Consider the following 17,324-nt stretch of genomic DNA (forward strand, 5'->3'; position numbering starts at 1 on the left):
GTAAAGATTTAGCAAACTATTGAGCGTTCTTTGCTGGTTCTATAGGCGTGGGTTTCTGCCCCACCAAAAATGCGACCGCACCAAACAAGCTCAAAATCAAACTTACAAAATAAGCGAGCAACTGAATCACAACCGATTCAAGTCCAGGCACGCCTGCACGCGCAAAAAGCGACTGTGCCAAAAATTCACGCGGACCAAAACCGCCAATCGAAATCGGGAGCGCACTCACAATGGCGACTAGCGGAATGTAATAGAAGTACCACGACATCGAGAGGTTCACGCCCACCGCAATCCCGCAGAAAAAGTGAACAAAGATGCGGAGAGACTGGGTTACCATCGAAAGGCAAATGATGTTAATCCAAAGTTTCTTGGAGCGGAACTTCTGGAATCGGTCAAACATGCGAAGGAGTCGTGTTTCAAACTTCTCGGGCAGCACCTTCCCCGCCATACGGCAGAAGAACTTGCCTATGCGACGGCTCAAAAGCCCTGCAAACATCACGCAGAAGCCAAGAAAAATCCAGACGGACGGCCACATGAACGCACGCTGTTCCGGATCGTGAATAAAGAACAAGGCGCCCACGCCAAGAGCAAACAACGTGATAAAGAAAAGTCCAAACAAGCGATCAAACACCGTCGCCGTAAAGCCCGCGCCAACCGTATCTTGCCCGCCCTGCATGCGGATATCGTAAACCTTCTTGACGTCACCGCCGACGTTACCGGGCATAAAGTTGTTGAAGAAGAGCCCCACATGATAAAGCTTGAGGAGCCTAGCGTACTTGAGGCGAACACCCTGTTTTTCGAGCAAGAGTTTCCACTGGAGGCAAGCTGTAAAGTTCGAAACCGCGAGGCAAAGGAGCGCAAGCACAAGCGGGAAAACGCTGTTTTTCTTGAACAAGTTATAGAGGTCGCCAACATCCCATTCCGGGTCGCTCACAATGTTACGATAGACAAAGTAAGCAGGAACGAGCGTTACCACCAGCTTTAAGCAAAAAATAATTACCGACTTGAGCTTCGGATTCAACTTCATTTTCGTACGCTCCAATCAACCGTACGTTCCAACAATTCCAACGTTTCGCGGGCAGAATTTTCCCAGCTGAACGATTCGGCGTAATGCTTGGCATTCTTGCCAAGATTTGCGCGCAGTTCAGCATCGCTATAAATTTTTTCCATTGCAGAAGCGCACGCGGTCGCATCTCCCGACGGGAACAGAATTCCCGTCTCGCCGTCACGGACGCTATCGCAGAGTCCCGGCACATCCGACGCAATCGTCGTCTTGCAGAGCTGCGCCGCTTCCATCACCGTGAGGCCCCAGCCTTCCTTGTAGCTCGTCTGCAACAGCGCAAGCGAAGACGAAAGCAGTTCGTACTTGCGAGCGGCAGGCACAAAGCCCGTCAGTTCCACCTTGCCATCCAGGCCATGCGATTTAATCCAAGCTGGGAGCTTTTTCAAAAGCGGACCACCGCCCACAATTTTCAACTGGACTTCGGGATGCGACTTCGAAAAAATTTCAAACGCTTCAAGCGCCGTCCAAATACCTTTGTAACGGTGCACGCGAGAAAGCCAGATGAAATACGGGTTCGCCGCAGTCTCACTAGATTCTGCAGTACCTGTCGCGAGGTCCGCGCATCCCGGGAAATTCGGCTTTTCAGAACCGTTATAAATCACGGAAATTCGGCTTTCGTCCACGCCAATTTCGGCAAGTTCTTTCTTGGTACTCGGACTCACCACTACAAAATTCTGCGTGCGGTAAAAGAACGGAATAATCCGCTCAAAGAACCAGACCATAAACGCAATCGGGAAAAACGCTTCAGCAAAAATTGACTTCCGCCACAAATGATGCATCTGCACCAGGAGCGGCTTGCGGACGAACCAGTGGGCAAAGACCGGTAACTTGTTCAAATCTTCAACAACAACGTCAAAGTCAAATTCGCGGTCAAGCTTCTTCAGATTCAGCGCTACCGTGAGCTGGAACATCAAATCGCCACCCTTGCGGATGACCTGAATTCCATCGACAATTTCGCGTTCTTTGGCTCCCGGAAATGTCGTCGTAAACAGGACCACCGTGTGGCCCATTTCTACAATCTTCGAGAAAATGCGATGCAAATGCTTTTCGGCGCCGCCGGCAGCCGGATGCATGCGATCCCGGTAATTTACGACGAGAATTTTCAAGCAATCACCTAAGGCTTACGACCGATCACGCCAATGCAAAGCTGCGTGTAGTGCATCACCGGCACAGACTGGAGGCTATCCAAAATCTTGTCCTTAATCTTTTGGTAGGCCGTTCCGTCAAGCGGATACTTCGGGAGTTCAATACCGAACTTGAAGCAGAGCTCGCGCAGAATGCGGTAGAAAAGATTCGGGCGCATCCAGTCGCCATAGGCATAGACATATTCAAAGCCAGCGTCACGCATGAGCTTCTTGAGTTGCCCCATCGTGAACTGTTTTTCCCAACCGGCAAACCACTTGTCCATCGCAATCAAGATATGCTTGATAACCGTGTACGGGTGGACGGTCTGCGGCACATCGCAAAGGCAGCAACCGCCATGCTTGACGATGCGGAAGTTTTCTTGCAAGAGCGGGAGTGAATCCTTGAAATGTTCGGCCAAACCCTGATGGAACACCAAGTCAAATGTGTTGTCCGGGAACGGGGACTTGAAAGCATCGCCACGAACTAAGTGCAAATTTTTGAAGCCTTCACTCTCACGGAGCGAATTGACAATTTTCAAGCTATTTTCGGCATAATCGAGAACATACACATCGGCGCCCAAACGAGCGAGTTCGGCACTGTCGCGGCCGGTACCTGCACCGACCTCAAGCACCTTTAGGCCCTCGAGCTTAAAATTCTTCTTAATAGCTTCTATAATAGACGGCGAAGACGGATAGACTTTGTCCATGTCGTTCTTGCGCTGCCAAAAACGGTTCCATACGGATTGATCAGGCTCTTTTATTGACATAACGGGGAAAATATACGAAATTGATTAGACGAAAGACGAGAGACGAAAGACGAAAGATTATAGTAAACAGTGGTTAATGATTAGTGGTTAGTGTGTTTTGGGAAATAAGTATTCCAAAATGAAACATCGCCCACCGAAGGTATAGTTTCGATGTTCATTATGAATACGCAAGAGCTCTTCGTTTTACATTTTCTTTCCTCTTCCGACCATTTACTGCCTTTTTTGAGAGATTCGTCGTCAGCCTTGTTGTCACGTTTTGAAAAATTTGTTATATTTTTACGACAATTTTACAAAATCACGACAAAAATAATGGGCTTTTTTGGCTCCGAAAACCGCAAAACCGACATTTAAAGGACTTTTTGTAAAAAATTTGGAAAATTTTACACAATTGGCACGCAACTTGCTTTAAAAAAGCGATATTATAAGGGCAAGGTTTTTAAAATGCATATTGATTCTACCGATACTACTCTCAAAAGATACTTAGAAGACATCCGTCGTACCGCACCCCTATCACGCGAAGAAGAACAGATTCTTTTCCAGAAAGCTAAAGAAGGCGACAAAATCGCCCGTAAAAAATTGATTTCTGCAAACATGCGTTTTGTGCTCAAAGTCGCCATCCAGTACCGTGGCTGCCCGATTCCGCTTCCGGACTTGGTCAGCGAAGGCGCTATGGGCCTCGTTCGCGCAATCGAATCCTTCGAACACACTCGTGGTCTTAAGTTCATCAGTTACGGCGTTTGGTGGATCAAGGCATATATTACTCGTGCTATTAACGAACAGGGTAACCTCATCCGCTTGCCGGCAAACCAGCACCTCCGCGTGCGCAAGGCTTTGCACGAACAGTCTCGCGGTAAGGAAATCAACGAAGAAATCCGTGAATTGATTCAGATCGGTCAGCGCGGCGTTTCGTTCGATAGCCCGCTCAAGGCAGACTCCAAGGCAACGTACGCCGAAGTCCTCCCGGACAGTGGCGCATCGAACCCGGAAGCCGATTCCGAAATCCAGAGCGTCGAAGCTTTGGCTCGCGACCTCATGGAACAGCTCCCGGAACGCGAAGCCCGAGTCATCACCGGCATTTTCGGTATCAACCAGGAAGCTCCGCAGACACTCCGCGAAGTGGGCGAATCTATGAACATCTCCCACGAACGTGTGCGTCAGTTGCGCGACCAGGCTCTCCGCCGTATCCGCAAGTACAACAGCAAGGACTTCTTGCAAGAAAAGAAGGACGCTTTCTTGGCCGCTATCAACAAGTAACCAAAAGCAAAACTTGTCATGTCCCGCTCCGGAATAATCCGTGGCGGGATTTTTTTTGAATCTAACTAAGCATCCTTCACTATTTGCCAATAGCCATTTTTCCGGGCCCCCTTTTTTACAATGAGTTTCTTCTGTTTTAGCTGAGCGAATATACGTTCTGCCTGTCTTATAGTTATTGCTAATTTTTCAAACACCACGCCCCCAGTTTTCAATATACCCGGCACGATAAAAGACATTCGCAATATTGGGGTTGTAGGGTTAGATATTTCAAATAGATGAGATCAATGACCTTGTCGGCAATTTTTATGAGAGAGTCTTCAATCGTATTTTGATACTGCAGGTCAACCGCATTCGTAAACCGACCTATCTTCACATAACTACCATTTTGGATTACGCTAGGATCGCTATAGAAAAGCGGAACTCCCCATGATAACTAACAGGATAAGAACTCGGATCAACGACGATTTGTATTCAACATTTTGGTTTTCAGGCATAGGAACTCCTTGAAAAAAAAGAAAAACATTTGATAATTATCAAATGCCTTCCTTATGTCCTAAAATTGGCAAGGGGCGTAACGAAATTTTACATGAGCGTTGCATGCGCTGAAGGATTCTTCCTTTTCCAACTATTTTATTTGCTTTTTTAGTTGGAAATGAAAGTCTCCTTTAACTCCTTTTACGGCATCAAGGTCAAAAAAATTGACCTCCACAATATCAGAATCCTTTTTTTCTCGTCATTGCGAGCATAGCGAAGCAATCTCTACTCCGCATATTTATATATTTCATTACGACATAGCCCCGTACCGAATGGTTCGGAGCGACCGGAAATTTTTGAGATTCGTCTCTTATTCTCACTATCGAAACTACCACTTTCAATGCATCTGAGGATAAGACGAACACTCACGTCCCGCTTGGGGCGTGGGTCGTTTGTGCTTATTGGATGCAAGGGTGTGGTAGCCCGCGATAGCAGTAAGTACGCAAAGCGACTCCACGCCTTTTTTGTTTTTTGAAAAGACTTGGATCTGACCTTTGAATATAGACGGAGCTCGTAACAAAGGAAACCGTCATGGCAAAGAGCATAGAAGAACAGGTCGAGGATTGGTGCAAAAACCAACTAGAAAACTACTTTACCAAAACAGAGAGCATCAACTCAGAAATCGACAAAGCTCTTAAAACTGCTCCCAGCAAAAAAGGCGGTTCGGGCCAAAACCTTCCCGATATCAAATGCTTTGTATCTGTTGGTTTCAGAAATATCCCTGTCATGATTGAATGCAAAGGAACTAAAGGTGATTTCGCCAAAACAGACGAAAACGGATTAATATCCAATACAAATAAAAAAGGAGAAACAGATTATACCGCCATTACAAAATACGCCGTTAATGGAGCTATTCACTATGCAAAATCAATTCTCGATTTTACTGAAACATATAAAGAAACAATTGCCATTGGAGTAAATGGCTATAAACAAGATAACGACTTGCAACTAGAAATAGGTGTTTACTATTTATCAAAAGACAATCTCGCAATACCTAAGAAAGTTGGAGATTTCTCAGACCTGAGTTTCCTAAAAAAGAAAAACTTGAAAGAATTCTTTGAAAAAATCGACGAACTTAAACTGACGTTAGAAGAGATAGAAAGCAGAAAACTTGCTCTCGAAGATGAAATCGAAACCAAATTGAAGCGTCTAAACCAAACAATGCATGACGATTTAAGTATCACAGTCAAATCAAGAGTGATGCTCATCGTTGGACTAATTATGGCGGGGCTTGGCGTTGAAGATGTTTCTGAAGGTCTTAAAGTTGAAGAATTAAAGGGAGAATTAGGTCCAAAATCGAATGATGCTCAAAAAATCATCAATAAGGTAGAAGACTTTTTACGGATGAAAAATCTTCCTGAAGAAAAACGTGAAGCTATAATGCACGAGCTTTCAAATGTATTCAAAAATGAGGATCTTTACAAACCGAAGAATGGAGAAAGCAAACTGAGAAAAGTTTACGTTATCGTCCATAAGGATATCCTACCATATCTCACATCTGATTTGCCCAATATTGATTTTACAGGAAGGCTTTTCAACGTTCTCAATGATTGGGTCGATGTTCCTGATGGTGCCGAAAATGATGTTGTTCTGACCCCTCGATATGTAACAGAATTGATGGCAAAACTTACTGAAGTCAATATGAACAGTTATGTTTGGGATTATGCTACCGGTTCTGCTGGTTTCTTAATTTCAGCGATGCATTTAATGATCGCAGATGCAAAAAACAAGATAAAGAGCCCTGAAGAACTACGAAAAACAATCGCAAAAATTAAAGCAGAAAAACTATTAGGCATTGAGAAACTTCCTGAAATTTACATTCTCGCTGTTCTGAATATGATTTTGATGGGTGACGGATCGTCAAACATTATCAATGGAGATTCAACACAATTTGATGGGAAATATAAACAAGGAAAAATGAAAGACAAAGAATTTCCGGCAAATGTGTTCCTGTTGAATCCGCCCTATTCTGCCCCCGGCAAAGGATTAAATTTTGTAGAGAAAGCTCTTTCGAAGATGAAAAGTGGTAAAGCAGCTGTTCTAATTCAAGAGAATGCTGGGAGTACACAAGGTGACGGTTACACAAAAAAAATTTTGAACAAAAATACCTTAATTGCATCCATACACATGAGTACTGATTTGTTTATCGGCAAATCAAGCGTGCAAACAGCTATTTACGTTTTTGATGTAGGTATTCCTCATGATACTGAAAAACTTGTAAAGTTCATAGATTTTTCAAATGACGGTTACGCTAGACAAAATCGTAAAAAGTCTAGTCAAAGTGTAAATCTAAAAGACGCCGATAATGCAAAAGAACGCTACGCAGAACTCGTGAATCTAGTGGTTCGAGGTAAAGGAAAAGACGATAAAAATCTAAACTACTACAAAGACTGTTATGTAGAAGACTATATAACTAGTGAAGGAAATGATTGGACATATAGTCAGCACAAGAAAATAGACATTAAGCCTACAGAGAATGATTTCAAAAAAATTATCAAAGAATACATGGCTTGGCAAATCAGCAATCTTATAAGAAATGAAGACATTTATCCATGGACAAATAAATCCCCAGAGCAAAGCAATTGCATTCTTTCTAAAAAAGAACGTGATTGTATTCAAATGAAGAACGCAACATTCAAAGCAATTACCATTGGATCCTTATTTGATATCCATCCAACCAAAGCATACAAAGCAACAAATAAGGATTTATTTAAGGAAAAAGGCAAAGTTCCCGTTGTAGCCAATTCCTCTGTAGATAATGGTATTGGCGGATGGACAAACCTAAAAGCAACAGAAAAAGGCAACAAGGTAGTATTTAGCGATACCACAACATCTGATTCTATATTTTATCAACCCAATGATTTTGTGGGTTATCCCCATGTCCAAGGACTATACCCATATTGTAACAAATGGGATGAAAACAGCTTATTGTATTTTATTACTTGTTTTAGAAAAAGTGCTTCAGGATTATTTAATTACGGAAATAAGTTTACTAGGAAAAATGCTCTAAAAATGAAAGTTTTTCTTCCCGAAAAAAATAAGGAAGATATAGATTTCAGTTTTATGGAAACTTTCATTTCTGCACAAAAGAAACTCATTATTCAAAAATTGTCTTGTTGGCTAGAACAACAAAAAATCAATAACGAAATATACATAATAGAGAAAGAGATTCCTCAAGACACACTTTCCATGATTGCGGAAAAGAAACATCATTAGAAATCTATTTTTACCTCGAACGTTTCTTGTGGCGTGGGTCGATTGTATTTTTTTACGTTATAGGCTTACCAGTGCCTAGGTCATACAAATATAGTCGATACCACGCCTTTTTGCTATCATAAGCCCGGGGCGTTGCGGGGCGCGGCGATTGAGCGCCCGCTCGAAGGGGTAGCGAGCAACGCAGTGCGAGCGAGGGGAAGGCTTTCCCCCTCCTACCCTTTTTAATTGCTTTTTCAATTGCAATTCTCTCGTCTCTCGTCTTTAGTCTCTCGTCTATTTTACTAAATTTGGCGCATTATGGAAATGGAAACTCGTTATAATCCGAAAATTGTAGAAGACCGTTGGCACGACCAATGGAACAAGAATAATGATTTTGCCCCGAGCGGAAAGGGTGAACCGTTCTCCGTCGTCATTCCGCCTCCGAACGTTACGGGTGCTCTGCACCTCGGCCACGCTCTGAACGACACGCTGCAGGACATTCTCGTCCGCTATCGCCGTAAGACTGGCCGCGACACGCTCTGGATTCCGGGCACGGACCACGCCGGCATTGCCACGCAGGCTGTCGTCGAAAAGAGACTTTTCCAGGACGAACACAAGACACGCCACGACATTGGCCGCGACGCCCTCGTGGAACGCATTTGGAAGTGGAAGGACGAATACGAAGCCCGCATCACGAAGCAGCTCAAGAGCCTCGGCGTCAGCTGCGACTGGAGCCGTCAGCGCTTCACGCTCGACCCGGTTTGCGCAAAGGCTGTCCGCCACGCATTCTTCAACCTTTTCAAGAAGGGTCTTATCTACCGCGGCAAGCGTCTCGTGAACTGGGACACCAAGCTCCAGACGGCTGTGGCAGACGATGAAATTTATTACGAAACTGTGAAGGGTCACTTCTGGACGTTCAAGTATCCTCTCGCCGACGGTTCGGGATTCATCCCGGTTTCGACGACTCGTCCGGAAACGATCATGGGCGATACGGCTCTCGCTGTGCACCCGAACGACGAACGCTACAAGCAGTTCATCGGCAAGATGCTCAAGGTTCCGTTCGTGAACCGCGAAATTCCGGTGATTGCAGACGCGATCCTCGTCGATATGGAATTCGGTACGGGTTCCGTGAAGGTGACTCCGGCTCATGACCCGAACGACTACGCTACGGGCCTCCGCCACAAGCTCCCGATGATCAACATCATGAACGACGACGGCAGCCTCAACGAGAATGCCGGTCCGTTCCAGGGCATGAAGGGTCAGGCCGCACGCGACGCCGTGGTGAAGGGTCTCGAAGACTTGGGCCTCCTCATCAAGGTCGAAGACCACGAAATGCAGGTGGGTCACTCCGACCGTTCCAAGACTGTGATTGAACCGTACTTGAGCGACCAGTGGTTCGTGAAGATGGACGTTCTCGCCGACAACGCCATGAAGGCTGTCACGAGCGGCGAAATCAAGATCATTCCGGAACGCTATGCAAACAAGTACCTCGACTGGCTCAAGGAAAAGCGCGACTGGTGCATCAGCCGTCAGCTCTGGTGGGGCCACCGCATTCCTATTTGGCACGCCGACGAAACGACGACCGAAGAGGACTTGAACAAGGCATTCGCAGGCCGTAACGACATTTACTATTACAAGGCTCAGAACGGCATCTGGCTCATCTGCTCCGAAGAAGAAAACTTGAAGGAAGATGCAGTTGCCGGTCACAAGATTGTGCAGGAAGAAGACGTGCTCGACACGTGGTTCTCCAGTGGTCTCTGGCCGCACTCCACTATGGGCTGGCCGGAACAGACGGACACGCTCAAGAAGTACTATCCGACTTCTGTGCTCGTGACGAGCCGCGACATCATTACGCTCTGGGTCGCCCGCATGGTGCTCTTCAGCCAGGAAAACATGGGCACGGTTCCGTTCCACACGGTGTACATCCACCCGAAGATTTTGGACGGCAATGGCATGACCATGAGCAAGTCCAAGGGCAATGGCGTGGACCCGATGGATATCGAAAAGAAGTACGGCACGGACGCTCTCCGCTTCGTGATGGCAAGCCTCTGCACCGACAACCAGGACGTCAGACTCCCGGTGAAGAAGGAAAAGCAGGAAGATGGTTCTGTCATCAACACGAGCGAAAAGTTCGAAATTGGTCGTAATTTCTCGAACAAGCTCTGGAACGCTTGCCGCTTCTTGTTCCCGCACTTGGAACAGGCTGGCGCACTTTCCAAGGATATGCTCCCGATGGATTCTTCGATCTTCGCTCTCGAAGACCGCTGGATTCTCTCTCGCTTGAACTCCACCATCCAGGACGCAACGAAGATGCTCGAAGAGTTCCACTTTGCTGAACTCGCCGGCTTCCTCTACCGCTTTGTCTGGGACGATGTCTGCTCTAGCTACTTGGAAATCAAGAAGGCCGTAATCAACAGCGAAACGCTCACCGCCGAAAAGAAGAACGCTATGGCTATCCTCAGCCACGTGCTCCGCGGCGTGATTGACCTGTTGCATCCGGTGATGCCGTTCATCACGGAAGAACTGAACGCAACGCTCTTCCCGGGTTCTGAACGCGTGATCAACAGCGCTTGGCCGAAGGCCGACGCAAGCCTCATCGACGCCAAGATCGAAGCCGCATTCAACCAGGCATTCGCTGTCGTGGAAAGCGTGCGTGGCGTGCGCGGTCGCTACAACGTAAGCCCGGCTACCAAGCTCAAGGCTGTCGTGAGCGTCGATACCGCCGAAACCGAAGCAAGCGTGAAGGATTGCCAGGCTATCATCACCGAACTCGGTGGACTTGAATCGTTCTCTGTGGCCGTGAAGGCTGCAAAGCCGAAGTTCAGCGCAAGCTCCGTGGTGCCGGGTGGCGAACTCTACATCCCGCTCGAAGGTATCCTTGACCCGGCTGCAGAAATTGCACGCCTCGAAAAGGAAATCGAAAAGGCCAAGGCTTTCGCTGCCAGCATCGAAAAGAAGCTCTCCAACGAAAAGTTCGTAAACGGAGCTCCGGAAGCAGTCGTGAACGCCGAACGCACCAAGCTCGCGACACAGCAGGACATCATCGCTAAGAATGAGGCCGCGCTGAAGGAACTGCGCTAATCGCTACTAGTCATTCCCGGCGCCTGTCCTCGCTTGACGGGGATGACCGGGAATCTCCTAAGACTTCAAAAGAGGCACTCCCCCGCGGAGCGCCTCTTTTTTATCCCTCAACGTATCATAAAAAATTAAAACCGTATCATTTAGACAAAGTAATAAAAAATAAGTTTTTTAAGACAAAAATTCATTACACAACTCCCTCAAATTATGTATTTTACAATTATCAAATTGAACTATCCGGAGGAAATCCAATGCATTTGAAGAGTTGTGGATTATCACTGTTTGCACTCGCTGCAGCATCATTTACGTTTACCGCATGTACCGATTCCAATCCAAGCACGCCATTCGCAAACACGCCTGTCGCAGGCCCCACAGAATCAAGCTCTTCAAGCGACGGCATTCCTACCTCCAGCGAAAACCTTTCTAGCTCAGAAATTTTCGCATCAAGTTCTAGCAGCGCGCAGTCCCCTATTATACAAGCCGGATTCCAGACCTGGCGCGGGACCGACAAAGCACAACAAATCATAACCGGTTACGATGCAGGAACAGGAACTTCTGGCTACTGGTACGAAGTCAACGATTCTGCGTTTAACGGCGCATCAAAAGTTATTTGGGTCGCAGCAGCTTCCGAGCAATGCGAAGGCATTTGCGGAACATTTGTTCTGGATAGAGCAAACATGACCTACAACCCGTTCGCAGCAGTCGCATTCGATTTAGCGGGCAAAAATGCACAAGGCGAGCTCGTAGCTATTGATGCGACAGACATGGGAGGCATTTGCATTACCTACTCCTCCGATTTCGCCCCGACTCTGGAACTTTCACTTGGCGAAGCACAAAACGCCATCTACGAATACGCACTCCCTATCAAAAGTCTCAGAAAAACAGCAACACCCGAAACATTCAACATCAAGTGGTCTGAATTCCTACAGCCCGCTTGGGCGAAAAACAAAATCACAAGCGAAGAAGCCATAAAGAAACTCGTTTCTATTCAATTCAAAGTTCAAGCAACAACCGGCAGCGAATCCAGATTCGACATTATAGAAGTCGGCAGTTACGGGAATTGCACATACACACCGCCACCGACACCACCCATTGACCAAAACCCAGATTCCGATCCGAACCCGAACTTGCCCAAGACTTCACCGTTTGAAACCTGGTATGGTAGCCTCGGAGATTATCGAATCATAACCGGCTACGATGCAGGAACAGAAACATCCGGATACTGGTTCACTTACGGAGACGACCCTATCGCCGGAGCATCTTATATTGTTTGGCCTGTAGAAACAGACTATATACCAGGCGAAAACGATTGGATGGACCCCATCATAGACCATTGCGAAGGAATTTGCGGAACAATCGAATTTAACAAAGGAAAAATGACCGAAAGGAGTCCTTTTATCGGGCTAGGTTTCAACATTGCCGGAGAAAAAAGTCTAGACGACGATATATATACGGGTGAACCGGTTGATGCATCCGCTATGGGCGGCGTTTGCGTCACCTACACCTCCAACAACGACATAGACCTCATATTAGGGCTCGGCGCAAAAGAGGAAGAATACGATTACAACCTTCCCACCAAAGTACTCCCAAAGAGTCAAACACCTATGACCAAGTACGTTGCATGGGCAGATTTCAAACAACCGAGCGAAGGAAACGGAAAAAAGATTTCCGGTGAAGGAGCCGCAAAAATCCTAACCATGATTAAATTCGAGATACCTGGGGAACACGGCACGCAAGCATCTGTCAACATCAAGTCCGTTGGGCCGTACAACGGTGGCGATTGCCATCCGTAAAGCAGTAGGAGCGCCATATGCTTTGCTCGCAAAAATTTTTCAAGCCGTATATATTAGCAGCCATCGCAGTTTCTGCAACCTTTGTCGCTTGCGGAGACTCCGATACCGTGGCGCCTCCGCCCTCGTTTGAATCAAGCTCTTCTAACGGCGGTATTTTTGCATCGTCCAGTTCCGTTATAATTGCAGGTTCTTCAAGCGATTTCGCCGTTTCGTCAAGTAGCGTAGCGCTATCCAGTTCGCAGATTGCTCCATCCAGTTCCAGCGCACAGCCGCCCATAATCAAGACCAAAGAGGCTATTTGCGGTGACATGTGGTGCGCTCGTAGAGACCGAGATTCCCGCGTCAATACCGGTTTCGATGCAGGCTTCGAGACTTCCGGTTATTGGTTTGATGAATCCGACACGGAATATCAAACGGAAGGTTCCACAATCACTTGGGAGGGCTTCGACAACAGAGATTGCACCTTCGCTGACGACTGCTTTGCAGATATGATTGAGCAATGCGGCGGCATTTGCGTAACACAAACGCTCGTAAAGCGAGACCAAGTAAACAATCTATACGCGAGTATCGGATTTAACGTTGCCGGTGTTGACGAACAAAATAAACGTATCGTCACCGACATTTCTGAACTAGAAGGACTCTGCGTTGTTTACACCTCCGACACAGAGGTTTATCTCGAAATGCACATAGACGATGTTTCGAATAAATATCTCGCCCTCGATTTTCCTCGCGCCACGCTTCCCCAAGCATCCACCCCCGTCATGAAAGATTTCACTTGGAAAGATTTCAAGCAAGACGGAACAGGCAATATGAGGATATCCGGTGAAGACGCCGCAAAGAGTCTAGTCTCGCTCATGTTCACATTAAAGGGCAGTCAAGATGCATCCAATCACTTCAACATCATGTCCATAGGTCGTTACGGAACATGCAGAACAGTCGCCAACGTAGATTCCGTTGCACAGCTCTCTAAAAGTCCATTCCGAACCTGGCATGGTTCTAGAGATTTCGAAATCAAAACCGGTTACGACAACGGGAGTAAAACATCGGGTATATGGTTCAGCATTTTCGATGACCAGCAAAATGGCGCTTCATCAATAACCTGGCCGATAGACCCACCTTATGACAACTTCAGCGAGGACTCCTTTGACAGTTGGAGAATGGAGCTTATAGAAGAATGTAAGGGAATTTGCGCGGAATACTATCTTAACAAATTCCAATTCCCCGACGAAAAAGAGCCATTTGTAGGAATTGGCATCATTATAGCTGGAGAAGAAATCAATCCCGAGAGCAATATATCCTACCTGACAACAATAGATGCAACAAACATGGGCGGGGTTTGCGTTTCGTACACATCCGACAATGACATGTATATACAAATGGGACTCGGCGATAAGAAAGACGAAGAACTGAATTACGCGTTGCCAATCGTTTCGATTCCCGCAAGCAAAGAAGTCAACACGGTGTACGTGAAATGGTCGCAATTCCAGCAGCCCTCATGGTATGATGGAGACAAAAAGATTACAGGAGCAGAAGCCGCAAAATCACTAGCCGCAGTTCATTTCCTAGCGCACGGTCAAAGCGGTTCTGCAGGCAAATTCAACATCATGTCTATCGGCCCGTACAACAGAGGCTACTGCTACCCATAAACGACACTATTCAACTTGAAAACAGGCACTCCACATGGAGTGCCTTTTTTTTGCGCTTTTCCAGCGTCATATTTTTGAAAGCAAAAAATTACATTACCATTTTTGGCTCAAAAAGCATGTATCATAAAGCACACCAATAGCACTACAACTCGTATTATATAGAACAACATTCTTGATATTTCAGCACAAGTTCACGTATTATATTGAATAACCCTTTTGTATTAAAAAGAAATTCAGTATAACAAACAAAGTAACAAATTCATCTTTTGTACAAAAATTAATTTTTCTTTTCAATTTTAACTTATATATATTTTCAGTACCAACTTAAACGAATAGGAGGAACCTTATGAACAGAAAACAGAGAAAATCATTCGGCAAGGCATCGCTTTTCGCGTTGATTGCCGCATCACTTCCATTTACAGCCTGTAGCTACTTGGATGACATCATGCCCCCGGAACACGACCCGGGCCATGACCACCCGATAATCAGAAGCTCGTCAAGCAATCTCGTTGAATCATCTTCATCCACCGTACGTCCCCACTCATCTTTTGAGACCTGGTACGGCTATGAAGGTATTCCGCAAATTGAAACCGGATTTGGCAACGAAACAGAATCATACGGTTACTGGCTCTCTAAAAATGATGAAAGCGAAGGCGGACTTTCTCAAATCTTCTGGCCAGCCGAAAAGGGCAACGATTACAGCGACGACGCGATGGACAATATTATTGAGCACTGCGGCGGTCTTTGCGGTACATACTTGCTCAATAAAGGTTCTATGACCTACAATCCGTTTGTTAGCGTCGGTTTCAACCTGGTTGGCGAAAGGGTCTTCGGTGACCCGACACCAGCACCTGCAAACGCCACAAGCATGGGCGGTGTCTGCGTCACTTATGCATCTGACATGATAGTTTCGCTTGAAATGGGCCTCACCGATGAAATGGAAGAAAACGTCGGTTACGCCGTTCCGAGCGCAACCCTCCCCAAGAGCGCTACAGGCACGACAAAGTTCCTCTCCTGGTCTGATTTCAAGCAGCCCTCCTGGTATAAGGGTTCATTCAAGATGCCCGGCGAGAAAGCAGCCCAGCAGCTCGTTTCTCTCAGATTCAAATTCCAGGGAACAAGCGGTTCTCTCGGCAGCTTCAACATTGCAGCGGTTGGCCCATACGATGGCTGCAAGGACTCCATGTTCCCGGTCTACAAGCCAACGCCGACAATCCCTGACCCGGTGGACCCGCCTGATCCGATTGATCCTCCGGCACCGACAACAAACGATTTCGAAACCTGGTTCGGTTACAACAGCATTTACCAGATTCAAACCGGTTACGATAACGGCTCCGCAACATCTGGCTACTGGTTCAGCTACGGCGACGACGTTGATGGCGGCGCTTCAAAAATCGTTTGGCCAGTAGAACTCGGCAACGAATACAGCGATGACGCCATTGATCCGGTTATTGACTACTGCGGCGGCCTCTGCGGCACAGCAATTCTCTCCAAGGGAACTCTGACTTACAGTCCGTACGTTGGCGTAGGTTTTGGTTTGGCTGGTGAATCGAAGTATGGCGACCTCGAACCAGCCGATGCCGCAGGCATGGGTGGCGTATGCATCTCGTACATTTCCGATGTCGCACCGGCCCTTGAAATGAGCCTCGGCGAAGAAATGGACGCAGCCATCGGTTACGCATTACCGGCAGCATTCCTCCCGAAGAGCACCGTCGGCACGACAAAGTTCCTCAAATGGTCCGACTTCAAGCAGCCCTCCTGGTACAAGGGCGCCACCAAGATCACTGGCGAACAGGCTTCTAGAATGCTTGCATCCCTCAAATTCAAGATGCAGGCAGCTCCGGGTTCCTACAACTTCAACATTCAAGCCATTGGCCCGTATAACGGAGGCACATGCAGTAACACCTTCACAGCGGGTTCCAACAAGAAGAAACGCCACTAAAGAAAGTCCCATAGACATCTCCTGATATAAAAAAATCCGGCCTCGCATGAGGTCGGATTTTCAATTTCACCATGAATGAAATTTTTTTATTTAGACAATTCAATTTCACGACATTTACAACCCGAATAAAGGCCTGAAAAATCAGGATCTATATTCAATTTAGCATCCTCTAAAACCTGCTTTAATTCCTTTTCGTATTTTGATTCGGCTTTCTTATCTTTTTCACTATTTTCATCATCTTCAAACGAATCAAGCCTCGGATCAAAAGTCATACGTTTGATTAAGTTATTAAAAGATTTTTTATAGGAAACAAAAACAACTTTATTTTTATCAAAGTCTTTAATTTTTTTTGAGTTTTTATCCCAAACAATAAACAATCTCAATTCTTGCTCGTAACTAAAAGCTTTTCGCTTCAGAGACATTAAGCTAACATACGAACGTTCAAGTTTATCTTCAGTAAAATTTCGCTTTTTATGAACATTTTTTATTTCGTGTTCAAATTCATATTTAGCAGCAGCAAAATATATTCTAGCACTATGTTTATCAGCAAAAGAATTTAAAGCATCCAAAAGTTCATACAAATCAAATACTACACGAATATACGGTTCATCGGAAGTTTTGCTTCTACTCCAAAAAGCTTCAGCATTTTCACTTGAGGAACTTGTAAAGCAAAGACACGCCATGTTCGGTAAAGCAACGGACTCTTTAGGCTTCCCCTCCTTATTCTTCACAACCTTAACATCGTAGAAACGTTTTTCAAAAGGATCCTCCCACAATTCTGGCGACACAAAAGCAATTTGTCGATTTTTCAACATTTCACAAACGCGGGAAAAAGGCATATAACGACAAACTTTAGGATTTTCCCAGTCAAGAGACAATTCACCAACGAAATGAACGTTATTCCAAATAAAAGGGGATTTCTTCATTA

The 17,324-nt window shown here is 46.1% G+C and carries 10 protein-coding genes; 6 read left to right on the top strand and 4 right to left on the bottom strand.

The window, feature by feature from the left end; genetic code table 11:
• Nucleotides 1–16: 16 nt before the first annotated feature.
• From FSU_RS05380 to FSU_RS05390, 3 genes are read right to left on the bottom strand one after another with little or no spacing between them, the layout of a single operon-like run.
• Nucleotides 17–1,027: a lysylphosphatidylglycerol synthase transmembrane domain-containing protein gene (locus tag FSU_RS05380; RefSeq protein WP_014545467.1), complete on the bottom strand. Its 1,011-nt coding sequence runs from the start codon at nucleotides 1,025–1,027 to the stop codon at nucleotides 17–19.
• The gene (locus FSU_RS05385; protein ID WP_014545468.1) at nucleotides 1,024–2,169 is read right to left on the bottom strand and encodes a glycosyltransferase family 4 protein; all 1,146 of its coding nucleotides are present in this window, start codon (nucleotides 2,167–2,169) and stop codon (nucleotides 1,024–1,026) included. The genes FSU_RS05380 and FSU_RS05385 overlap by 4 nt, the downstream gene beginning before the upstream one ends.
• 8 nt (nucleotides 2,170–2,177) lie before the next feature.
• Complete coding sequence (locus FSU_RS05390) at nucleotides 2,178–2,954, bottom strand: class I SAM-dependent methyltransferase (protein ID WP_014545469.1); 777 nt, start codon at nucleotides 2,952–2,954, stop codon at nucleotides 2,178–2,180.
• A 441-nt stretch (nucleotides 2,955–3,395) separates the two neighbouring features.
• Between FSU_RS05390 and FSU_RS05395 the strand changes: the two genes are divergently transcribed.
• From FSU_RS05395 to FSU_RS05420, 6 genes are all read left to right on the top strand, one after another.
• Nucleotides 3,396–4,208, top strand: coding sequence for a sigma-70 family RNA polymerase sigma factor (locus tag FSU_RS05395; RefSeq protein ID WP_014545470.1), 813 nt, complete (start codon nucleotides 3,396–3,398; stop codon nucleotides 4,206–4,208).
• Between the two features lie 1,065 nt (nucleotides 4,209–5,273).
• Nucleotides 5,274–7,958 carry an N-6 DNA methylase gene (locus FSU_RS05400; protein ID WP_014545471.1) on the top strand — a complete coding sequence of 895 codons (2,685 nt, stop codon included), beginning with the start codon at nucleotides 5,274–5,276 and terminating at the stop codon, nucleotides 7,956–7,958.
• A gap of 303 nt (nucleotides 7,959–8,261) precedes the next feature.
• Entirely contained in the window at nucleotides 8,262–11,018 is a 2,757-nt protein-coding gene (locus FSU_RS05405) for a valine--tRNA ligase (protein ID WP_244263724.1), read from the top strand.
• Nucleotides 11,019–11,266: 248 nt separating this feature from the next.
• Complete coding sequence (locus tag FSU_RS05410; RefSeq protein WP_014545473.1) at nucleotides 11,267–12,808, top strand: hypothetical protein; 1,542 nt, start codon at nucleotides 11,267–11,269, stop codon at nucleotides 12,806–12,808.
• Nucleotides 12,809–12,825: 17 nt separating this feature from the next.
• Nucleotides 12,826–14,454, top strand: coding sequence for a hypothetical protein (locus FSU_RS05415; RefSeq protein ID WP_014545474.1), 1,629 nt, complete (start codon nucleotides 12,826–12,828; stop codon nucleotides 14,452–14,454).
• Nucleotides 14,455–14,800: 346 nt separating this feature from the next.
• Entirely contained in the window at nucleotides 14,801–16,396 is a 1,596-nt protein-coding gene (locus FSU_RS05420; protein ID WP_014545475.1) for a hypothetical protein, read from the top strand.
• A gap of 86 nt (nucleotides 16,397–16,482) precedes the next feature.
• Here the strand turns inward: FSU_RS05420 and FSU_RS05425 are convergent, their stop codons facing one another.
• Nucleotides 16,483–17,322 (bottom strand): DUF2971 domain-containing protein, encoded by an 840-nt coding sequence (locus tag FSU_RS05425; protein WP_015731792.1) that lies wholly within the window; start codon nucleotides 17,320–17,322, stop codon nucleotides 16,483–16,485.
• Nucleotides 17,323–17,324 lie beyond the last annotated feature (2 nt).

The sequence above is a fragment of the Fibrobacter succinogenes subsp. succinogenes S85 genome (assembly GCF_000146505.1).
Classification (GTDB): Bacteria; Fibrobacterota; Fibrobacteria; order Fibrobacterales; family Fibrobacteraceae; genus Fibrobacter; species Fibrobacter succinogenes.

Coding starts and splice junctions, on each gene's coding strand:
- FSU_RS05380 (WP_014545467.1), bottom strand. CDS start 1,027: ATGAAGTTGAATCCGAAGCTCAAGTCGGTAATTATTTTTTGCTTAAAG.
- FSU_RS05390 (WP_014545469.1), bottom strand. CDS start 2,954: ATGTCAATAAAAGAGCCTGATCAATCCGTATGGAACCGTTTTTGGCAG.
- FSU_RS05395 (WP_014545470.1), top strand. CDS start 3,396: ATGCATATTGATTCTACCGATACTACTCTCAAAAGATACTTAGAAGAC.
- FSU_RS05400 (WP_014545471.1), top strand. CDS start 5,274: ATGGCAAAGAGCATAGAAGAACAGGTCGAGGATTGGTGCAAAAACCAA.
- FSU_RS05405 (WP_244263724.1), top strand. CDS start 8,262: ATGGAAACTCGTTATAATCCGAAAATTGTAGAAGACCGTTGGCACGAC.
- FSU_RS05410 (WP_014545473.1), top strand. CDS start 11,267: ATGCATTTGAAGAGTTGTGGATTATCACTGTTTGCACTCGCTGCAGCA.
- FSU_RS05415 (WP_014545474.1), top strand. CDS start 12,826: ATGCTTTGCTCGCAAAAATTTTTCAAGCCGTATATATTAGCAGCCATC.
- FSU_RS05420 (WP_014545475.1), top strand. CDS start 14,801: ATGAACAGAAAACAGAGAAAATCATTCGGCAAGGCATCGCTTTTCGCG.
- FSU_RS05425 (WP_015731792.1), bottom strand. CDS start 17,322: ATGAAGAAATCCCCTTTTATTTGGAATAACGTTCATTTCGTTGGTGAA.